Here is a 7584-nt window from a genome sequence, read left to right as displayed (position 1 = left end):
TTCGGCAGCTCCTACAGGGGAACGCATTCCAGAGTAGGAGCTGCCGAAGGCTGCGATCTTTTGATCTTGCTTTTAGACGATAGGAAAGCTGTTGAAATCCACGCTATTGGCAAGGCGGCTGTCGATCAGGTCGATAAACCCCTGTGCCTCGGGCCGGTTGAAATGCGCCTGCATCGCCGCTTCCGACTGCCAGCGCGCGCTGACCGTCCAGCGGTGGCTGTCCTCGGGGCAGCGGTCGACTAGGTAGGAATCGCAGCCCGGGGTTTCGCGCAGGGTGTCGACGATCTTCTGCAATTGCTTGCCGAGCTCTTCGGAGCGGCCCGCAACCGCCTTGACCTCAACCGTGTTGATCACTTCGTTTGACATTGCTCACACTCCTGAATCAGGCCGGACGAATCCTGCTCATTGAGGGATAACGCCTGTGCAGAATAGGCCTGCCGCCGTGAATCACCAATAACCAATCGGCGGTAAAAGCCTTATACCAACGGCTCATGACAGCTGTTCGAGGATGTCGCGCAGGCGATCGAGGGCGATGTCGATGTCGAGGGTTTCGATGGCGCCGAAGCCGAAATACAGGCCTTCTTGCGCCGGCTGCTGGTAGTAGAAACCACTGATCGCATACAGGCCGACCTCGACCTTTTTTGCCAGCTCGATGACCAGCGGCAAATCGACCGGCACCTTGCAGAACACCGCCATGTGAAACCCGGCACTGGCCGGCACGGCTTGCAGCCATGGCGCAAGGTCGGTGGCCATGCGCTCCAGGATGCGTTCGCGGCGTTGCGCGTAGATCGTGTGGCAGCGGCGGATGTGCTTGAGCAGGCAACCTTCGGCGATGAACTTGGCCAGCGCCCATTGCGGCAGGGTCGAGGCGTGCAGATCGGTCAGCTGTTTGGCACGAATCACCGCCTCGATGATCGACGGCGGCAGGATCGCGTAGCCCAGGCGCAACTCCGGCAGCAAGGTTTTCGAGAAGGTGCCGACATAGGCGACGATACCGCGCTGATCGAGGTTGTACAGCGAGTCGGTGGGCCGGCCCTCGTAGCGGAATTCGCTGTCGTAATCATCCTCGATGATGATCGCGCCCAGTTCATGGGCACGGGCGAGCAGGGCCTCGCGGCGCGCCTGACTCATCGCCATGCCCAGCGGGAACTGGTGCGACGGCGTCACATAAATCAGCCGCACGCCATCGGGAATGTGCTCGACCTGAATACCCTCGGCATCCACCGGCACGCCGACCACTTCGGCGCCGTGTGTGCCGAACAGCAAGCGCGCGGGTGGATAGCCCGGATCTTCCATCGCCACCAGATCGCCCGGGCGGGTCAGTACCCGGGCAATCAGATCCAGCGCCTGTTGCGCGCCGTTGCACACCACGATGTCCTCGTCCTGACAGTTGATACCGCGAGAAAAGGCGATGTGCCGGGCGATCGCATTGCGCAGCGCCGGCAAGCCTTCGGCGACGCTGTAGAAGCCTTTCGACTGCGCCATCTGCCGCATCGCATGGGCGACGCAGCGGCGCCAGTCGTCGTGGGGGAACTGGCCTTTGCTGGTGGCGCCGCCGATGAAGTCGTAGCGCAGCGAACCTTGCAGCGTCGGGTGGCGCAGGAACACCGGCAGATTGCGCCAGCTCTCGATCACCTCGGCACTGGCCAGCTCGGTGTGGCTCTGCTTGCGCTGCACCTGCGCCGGGCGGGCGTTGACGTAGGTGCCTTTGCCGATGACGCCGGTGAGAAAGTTTTCGTAGGTCAGCTGCGCATAGGTGTCGGAAATGGTCTTACGCGAGATGCCCAATTGCTCGGCCAGCAAGCGACTCGGCGGCAACTGCGTACCCGCCGCCAACCGCCCGGATTCAATCGCCGCGCGCAACTGCTGATACAACTGACCGGCAAGATCCTTGCGGCCGTTGATCACGACATGAAGTTCCATACCGACGAGGCTCCCGGGTGTTGAGTGAAGTGTCGGTCAGATTAGCGTTGTTGGGCTTTTGGCAGTAGTTGCGTGGAGTAAAAACCGCAAATTGGCGCAAGTCCCTGTGGGAGCGAGCTTGCTCGCGAAAGCGGTGGGTCAGTTACCTGATCGTTCCCACGCTCAGCGTGGTAACGCCTCCCGTGACGCTCTGCGTCACAGTGGACGCGGAGCGTCCATGGCTGCATTCCCACGCGGAGCGTGGGAACGATCAGCGCGTAAAGGTAGGGGGGCAGTGGTGTAGCCGAAATTCGTGGAATTGGGGCTGTGACACAGCCTGCACAGCCCGTACCGTGAGCTCATCATTCCGCCTGCCGAGAGCCGCGCCATGTCCCTGCGTCTGGATTACTACAACGCGTCGCCCAAGGCGATGAAAGCGATGCTTGCCATGGAGGCGCTGACCGCCAACCTGAGCATCGAAGCGCCGCTGCTGCAATTGATCCGGATCCGCGCCTCGCAACTCAACGGCTGCGCATTCTGCACTGACATGCACTCGGTGGACGCGCGGCGGGCCGGGGAAAGTGATCGGCGCCTGTATGCGGTCGCGGTGTGGCGCGACAGCAACTTCTTCAACCCCCGCGAACGCGCGGCGCTGGCCTGGGCCGAAGCGGTGACGCTGTTGGCCGAAAGCCACGTGCCGGATGACGTCTACCAGCAAGCGCGCGAGCAATTTGATGAAGGTGAACTGGTGGACCTGACGGTTGCGGTCAGCACCATCAACAGCTGGAATCGTTTGGCTGTCAGCTTCCGTCAGACCCCGAGTGACTGAAGATCAAAAGATCGCAGCCTTCGGCAGCTCCTACATGGAAACGCGCATCTGATCGTTCCCACGCTCCGCGTGGGAATGCCTCAAGGGACGCTCCGCGTTCCAATGGGACGCAGAGCGTCCCGGGCTGCATTCCCACGCAGGAGCGTGGGAACGATCAGTCCTTCACTGCGGCGGTCGCTGCGGTTTCACTGATGTGCCAAACGTATTGCCCATCCGCGTACTGGTCGCCGCCGGGGTCGCCAGCCCGACCTGATTCGGCGCGCGCTTGTGCACCGGCACATTCAACGCTTCCATGTTCTTCTGCGCCGCCGCCGCGCCGTCGGGATTGTTGCCCATCTGTTGGCTCAGGCAATCGTAATTCGGCGCCTTGTAACCGCCGACCGTGACCTCGACACAGCCCAGCGGCTCCTCGGCCTGCGCCGCACCCACCGTCATCAGCAAGACCCACATCCACCGCGTTTTCATGTCCGCCTCCTGGCCCGCCCGAATGGGCCGCTATGGGTTTGAGTCTAGTGCAAGCGCGTTGCAAAACCCGTGATGGTTTTTTTGCACCGCCCGTCATACCAGAGTCATAAATGCCCCGCAGGATAGCGATTTTCAGGGGTGCGCCAGTCGTGCAGCGAGGCAGTTCGCGGATCAGTCTTCAGCGCTCGGCGACGCTTGTGCGCCGCGCGGGTCTGGGCTGGCTGCTCGGTCTGCTGACCTGCGCGGCCAATGCTGATCCGGCAGCGGCGGACATGCGCATGACCTTGCACATCCCGGCGCAGGAGCTGGCCCGGGCGTTGGATCAATACAGCCGCGCCACGGGCGTTGCCGTGCTGGTCGATAGCCAGTTGAGCCGGGGCCGTCGCTCCCTCGCCGTGGATGGCGAATACACCGCCGCCGACGCCTTGCGCCATCTGCTCGGCGGCACCGGGTTGATGGCGCGTTACGCCCGCGCCGACGCGTTCACCTTGCAAGCGGCGCAGGTGGAAGACCTGCCAGTGCCGACGGACAAACCCACGCCGGCTGCTGTCGCGGTCAACCGCAGTTATGCAACGGCGGTGCAAGCGGCGATCGAGCGCAAACTGTGCAGTTCGCCGCTGACCCGGCCGGGCAGTTATCGCGCGGTGTTGCAGGTGTGGGTCGGGCGCGACGGCGTGGTGCAGCACAACCGGTTGGTCACTTCGACCGGCGATGTACGGCGCGATAACGCGCTGGTGGAAAGTTTTCGCAACCTCATAATCGATCGGCCGACGCCCAGCGCCTTGCGCCAGCCGGTCACGTTGCTGTTGTTACCGGAGTCGTCAGGGAAACGCATGGAATGCACGAGATGGGAAGGAGTTTCCGGGGGATGAAAGACGCCGGACAAAGCACGATGGGCCAGCTGTTCCTCAGCTCCTACGAGGATTTTCGCGTGCGCCTGCGCCGCCGCCTCGGCTCCGAGGATCTGGCCAACGACGTGCTGCACGAAACCTGGCTGCGGGTCGATCGCATGGAGACCCCGCCGAACCTGCTCAAGCCCAACGCCTACCTGTATCGCATGGCCCTGAACATCGCCGCCGACCGCCGTCAGGCCGATGCGCGCCTGCTCACCGGCACCGAAGTCGAGGAACTGCTGCAACTGGGCGACGAAGCCCTCGACCCGGCGCGGGTGGTCGGCGGGCAAAAAGAGATGCAGGCGCTGCTCAGCGCCTTGTACGAACTGCCCGCACGGCGTCGACGGATCTTCATAGCCGCGCGGCTGGAAGAGGCGCCACACCTGGAAATCTCCCAGCGTTTCGGCATTTCCACGCGCATGGTCGAGAAGGAAATCAAAGCCGCGCTGGGCTTCTGCGCAGCGAAACTGGAAAGAAAAGTGTTTCAGCGGTTCGGTCGCGGGGCCGGAAAACCGTCTAGCGAATAGTGACCCGATTAATCCGTTGAGAATTTGCGCGTTTGAACATCTTTCGACTGAAACCCGCCGAGCCTTCGGCCACCGAGTTGCTGCACAGCGAAGCCCGCGACTGGCTGATCCTGCTGACCTCGGGCCGCGCCACCGTCGCCGACGCCCGCGCCCTGCGCGAATGGTGCGCGCAGAGCGGCGAACATGCCCAGGCGTTCGAAGAAGCCAAGCGGCTATGGCATCACCTGCAACCGGCCGCCGAAGCGTTGCAGGGCCGAGGCAGCTTCGGTCGACGGGCATTTCTCGGCGGTGCGATTGCCGCATCCGCCGCGTTCCTGCTGGTGCGCGGCACGATTCCCGGTGGCTTCGAAGGACTGGGCGCCGACTACATCACCGAAGTCGGCCAGCAACGGCGGGTCGAACCGGCACAAGGCGTCAGCCTCGAGCTAAATACTCAAACCCGCATCAACCAACGCAGCGTCGAAAACGGCGTGCAGGGCTTTGAACTGGTCAGCGGCGAAGTCGAAGTGCAAACCGCACGCCTGCCACTGGCGATGCAGGCCGGGGCAGGGTGGTTGCGCGCCAGCCAGGCCCGCTTCAACCTGCGCAACACCGACCAGCAAGTCTGCGTGACCTGCCTCGACGGCGCGGTCGACGTTGCCATCGACGGCCGCAACCTGCGCCTCGAAGCCGGCCAGCAAGTCACCTACGACGCACGGCAAATCGGTAACGTGCAAACCGTCGACACCGCCGCCGTGATGAACTGGCGCCAACAAGTGCTGGTGTTCAACGGCGCCACCCTCAGCCAGATGATCGACGAAATCAACCGCTACCGCCCCGGCATGCTCCTGCTGCTCAACCGCGAACTCGGCCAACGCCGCGTCCAGGCCCGCTTCAACCTCGACCAACTCGCCGGCGTCGCCCTGCTGATCCGCGATGCCTACGGCGTCAAATGCACCGAACTGCCGGGCGGCGTGGTCGTTCTCAGCTAACCAAAGCCCAGCGCAATCCAAATGTAGGAGCTGCCGAAGGCTGCGATCTTTTGATCTTGCTTTTGCTTTCTGTGGGAGCGAGCCTGCTCGCGAAAGCGGTCTCCCAGCCGACCAATATCTTCCGGTCGCACTCGATCCCTGTGGGAGCTGGCTTGCCAGCGATGACGGTCTAACAGCCACCCAACCTGCAACTGACCGCCCCCAACCCAATTGTGGGAGCGAGCCTGCTCGCGAAAGCGGTCTACCAGCTGACCAATATCTTCCGGTCGCACTCGATCCCTGTCGGAGCTGGCTTGCCAGCGATAACGGCCTAACAGCCACCCAACCTGCAACTGACCGCCCCAACCCAACTGTGGGAGCGAGCTTGCTCGCGAAAGCGGTCTACCAGTAACAACAATGCTGACTGACCCACCGCAATCACGAGCAGGCTCACTCCTACAAAAAAGCCGCGGTGATCCCGGCTATTGCAACAACCCAATCACCTGCCGATACCGCTCAACCCCCTGCGCCGTCTGCCGACTCAAACGAATCTCCAACCCCAACGGATCCTCCCGCCGATTCCCGCTCAACTGCCGCCATCCCTTATCCACCTCCCAAACCCGCACCTGCACATCACTCACCTCACTCAACACCGCAACCCCATTCCCAGGCGCCGGCAACGGATAGCGACTGCGCGCCTCAGCCACCGCCCGATACAACGTATCCCCCTCGACCCACCACCGCACCCGTTGCAAAGCCCCCGGCTGATCCGCCGCGCTACGAATAATGTCCAGCCGAAACCCCTTGCTGTCACTGCTACGCACCGTCACCGCTGGTGGCGCAGTCGGAGCCTCATCCTCAGCCCCGACCTTGCGCGGCTCGCTCAACTCCACCCCCGCGCGCATGTCCACATCCCGCTGCAACTGATTCAACACCCGCAACAACCCATCGCTCTGCTCACTGCTGGCCTGCAAATGACTGTCCGCCCGCGTCACACTGTCCAGCCCGCGCCAGGCAATCAGACTCACCACCGCCATCAGCAGAATCGCGACCATCACCTCAATCAGAGTGAACCCTTGCTGAGTCTTCATTGAACACTGATCCGCCCACTGCCATCGCGCAGCACACTCAGCCGATTGGCCCCATCCGACAAAATCAGCCGCAACGGCGGATTGATCCACTCGGCATTCAGCACCACCGTCTGCCGAGGCTCCACACGCACCTCGACCTTCGGGCTCTGCCACGCACGCGGGCGCAACTGCGCATCCTCCTTGAACGACTCAAACCCCACGCCATCATCCCCACGCCGACCAAACCGAAACCCCTTGGCATCCGTCACCCACACAATCGGCCGCCCATCCGCGCGAGCCTCGGCCTGCGCCACCTGCAACAACTGCGCAACCCGCTCGGCATCCTTGCGCAACAACTGCAACGGATCGGGTCTGATACTCAAACTGATCGCCGCACTGGCAATGCCAATAATCACCAGCACCACCATCAACTCGATCAACGTAAAACCCTGCTGCCTGCTCATCACCCACGCGCTCCTTGGCGTCCCACCCCATCGTGCCCGGCGAACATGTAAGGCATGTGAAATAAAACGGAGAGAATTGCCGCGTAGGCTGGCAACAGGGACAACAAGGAGCGACAACCCATGAAATTCACCACACGGATTACCCCGGCGCAAACCATCCAGGCCCTGGCACTGCTCGCCGCCCTGGTGGGCCTAGCGACGTGGTCGTCGCTGCTACTGACCTCGGCGGAATCCCACACCCCCGCAGCCGCCCCGCAAGTGCTCGCGTCGAGGAGTGACAGCCCGGTGTTGCGTTGGTTTTCCAATGAGACCGCGCCGTTGGATATCAAGGTGAGTGGAGTGATCGCGGGCGGGAGCGGGACGGTGGCGATATTGAGTTTGAATGATGGCGCGCCGAGGAGTTTTTTGGTGGGGGAGAAGGTTGGGGTTGGGGTGGGGTTGGTGGGGGTTGAGGGGGATGGGGTGGTGATTGAGCGGGGTGGGG

At 62.8% G+C, this 7584-nt stretch carries 10 protein-coding genes; 5 read left to right on the top strand and 5 right to left on the bottom strand.

The window, feature by feature from the left end:
• Window positions 1-72: 72 nt before the first annotated feature.
• Window positions 73-366, bottom strand: coding sequence for a putative quinol monooxygenase (locus tag F8N49_RS23080; protein ID WP_016774982.1), 294 nt, complete (start codon window positions 364-366; stop codon window positions 73-75).
• Window positions 367-489: 123 nt separating this feature from the next.
• Window positions 490-1923 (bottom strand): PLP-dependent aminotransferase family protein, encoded by a 1434-nt coding sequence (locus F8N49_RS23075; RefSeq protein ID WP_151552740.1) that lies wholly within the window; start codon window positions 1921-1923, stop codon window positions 490-492.
• Between the two features lie 367 nt (window positions 1924-2290).
• On the opposite strand from F8N49_RS23075, the gene F8N49_RS23065 reads away from it, so the two are divergent.
• The gene (locus F8N49_RS23065) at window positions 2291-2731 is read left to right on the top strand and encodes a carboxymuconolactone decarboxylase family protein (RefSeq protein ID WP_071172671.1); all 441 of its coding nucleotides are present in this window, start codon (window positions 2291-2293) and stop codon (window positions 2729-2731) included.
• Window positions 2732-2893: 162 nt separating this feature from the next.
• On the opposite strand, the gene F8N49_RS23060 is transcribed toward F8N49_RS23065, so the two are convergent.
• On the bottom strand, window positions 2894-3196 hold the full coding sequence (locus F8N49_RS23060; RefSeq protein ID WP_016774979.1) for a hypothetical protein: 303 nt from the start codon (window positions 3194-3196) through the stop codon (window positions 2894-2896).
• 149 nt (window positions 3197-3345) lie between these two features.
• Between F8N49_RS23060 and F8N49_RS23055 the strand changes: the two genes are divergently transcribed.
• The 3 genes from F8N49_RS23055 to F8N49_RS23045 are packed head-to-tail and all read left to right on the top strand — an operon-like array spanning window position 3346 to window position 5587.
• Entirely contained in the window at window positions 3346-4068 is a 723-nt protein-coding gene (locus F8N49_RS23055) for an STN domain-containing protein (protein ID WP_151552738.1), read from the top strand.
• Window positions 4065-4616, top strand: a complete 552-nt coding sequence (locus F8N49_RS23050; protein WP_041480103.1) for an RNA polymerase sigma factor — start codon at window positions 4065-4067, stop codon at window positions 4614-4616. Before F8N49_RS23055 ends, F8N49_RS23050 begins: the two co-directional genes overlap by 4 nt.
• A 32-nt stretch (window positions 4617-4648) precedes the next feature.
• A complete protein-coding gene (locus F8N49_RS23045) occupies window positions 4649-5587 on the top strand; it encodes a FecR domain-containing protein (protein ID WP_151552736.1) in 939 nt (312 codons plus the stop codon).
• Between the two features lie 461 nt (window positions 5588-6048).
• Here the strand turns inward: F8N49_RS23045 and F8N49_RS23040 are convergent, their stop codons facing one another.
• Both F8N49_RS23040 and F8N49_RS23035 read right to left on the bottom strand, forming a co-directional pair.
• Complete coding sequence (locus F8N49_RS23040) at window positions 6049-6657, bottom strand: prepilin-type N-terminal cleavage/methylation domain-containing protein (RefSeq protein ID WP_151552734.1); 609 nt, start codon at window positions 6655-6657, stop codon at window positions 6049-6051.
• Window positions 6654-7100 (bottom strand): GspH/FimT family pseudopilin, encoded by a 447-nt coding sequence (locus tag F8N49_RS23035; RefSeq protein WP_151552732.1) that lies wholly within the window; start codon window positions 7098-7100, stop codon window positions 6654-6656. The genes F8N49_RS23040 and F8N49_RS23035 overlap by 4 nt, the downstream gene beginning before the upstream one ends.
• A 120-nt stretch (window positions 7101-7220) precedes the next feature.
• Between F8N49_RS23035 and F8N49_RS23030 the strand changes: the two genes are divergently transcribed.
• Window positions 7221-7584: general secretion pathway protein GspC (locus F8N49_RS23030; protein WP_151552730.1), on the top strand; the 364-nt coding region annotated here is incomplete at its 3' end.

Origin of the sequence: Pseudomonas sp. GXM4, from assembly GCF_008923895.1 — a bacterium.
In the GTDB taxonomy this organism is placed as follows: Bacteria; Pseudomonadota; Gammaproteobacteria; order Pseudomonadales; family Pseudomonadaceae; genus Aquipseudomonas; species Aquipseudomonas atacamensis.
This window is presented reverse-complemented; position numbering and strand designations above follow the sequence as displayed.

Coding starts and splice junctions, on each gene's coding strand:
- F8N49_RS23080 (WP_016774982.1), bottom strand. CDS start 366: ATGTCAAACGAAGTGATCAACACGGTTGAGGTCAAGGCGGTTGCGGGC.
- F8N49_RS23075 (WP_151552740.1), bottom strand. CDS start 1,923: ATGGAACTTCATGTCGTGATCAACGGCCGCAAGGATCTTGCCGGTCAG.
- F8N49_RS23065 (WP_071172671.1), top strand. CDS start 2,291: ATGTCCCTGCGTCTGGATTACTACAACGCGTCGCCCAAGGCGATGAAA.
- F8N49_RS23060 (WP_016774979.1), bottom strand. CDS start 3,196: ATGAAAACGCGGTGGATGTGGGTCTTGCTGATGACGGTGGGTGCGGCG.
- F8N49_RS23050 (WP_041480103.1), top strand. CDS start 4,065: ATGAAAGACGCCGGACAAAGCACGATGGGCCAGCTGTTCCTCAGCTCC.
- F8N49_RS23040 (WP_151552734.1), bottom strand. CDS start 6,657: ATGAAGACTCAGCAAGGGTTCACTCTGATTGAGGTGATGGTCGCGATT.
- F8N49_RS23035 (WP_151552732.1), bottom strand. CDS start 7,100: ATGAGCAGGCAGCAGGGTTTTACGTTGATCGAGTTGATGGTGGTGCTG.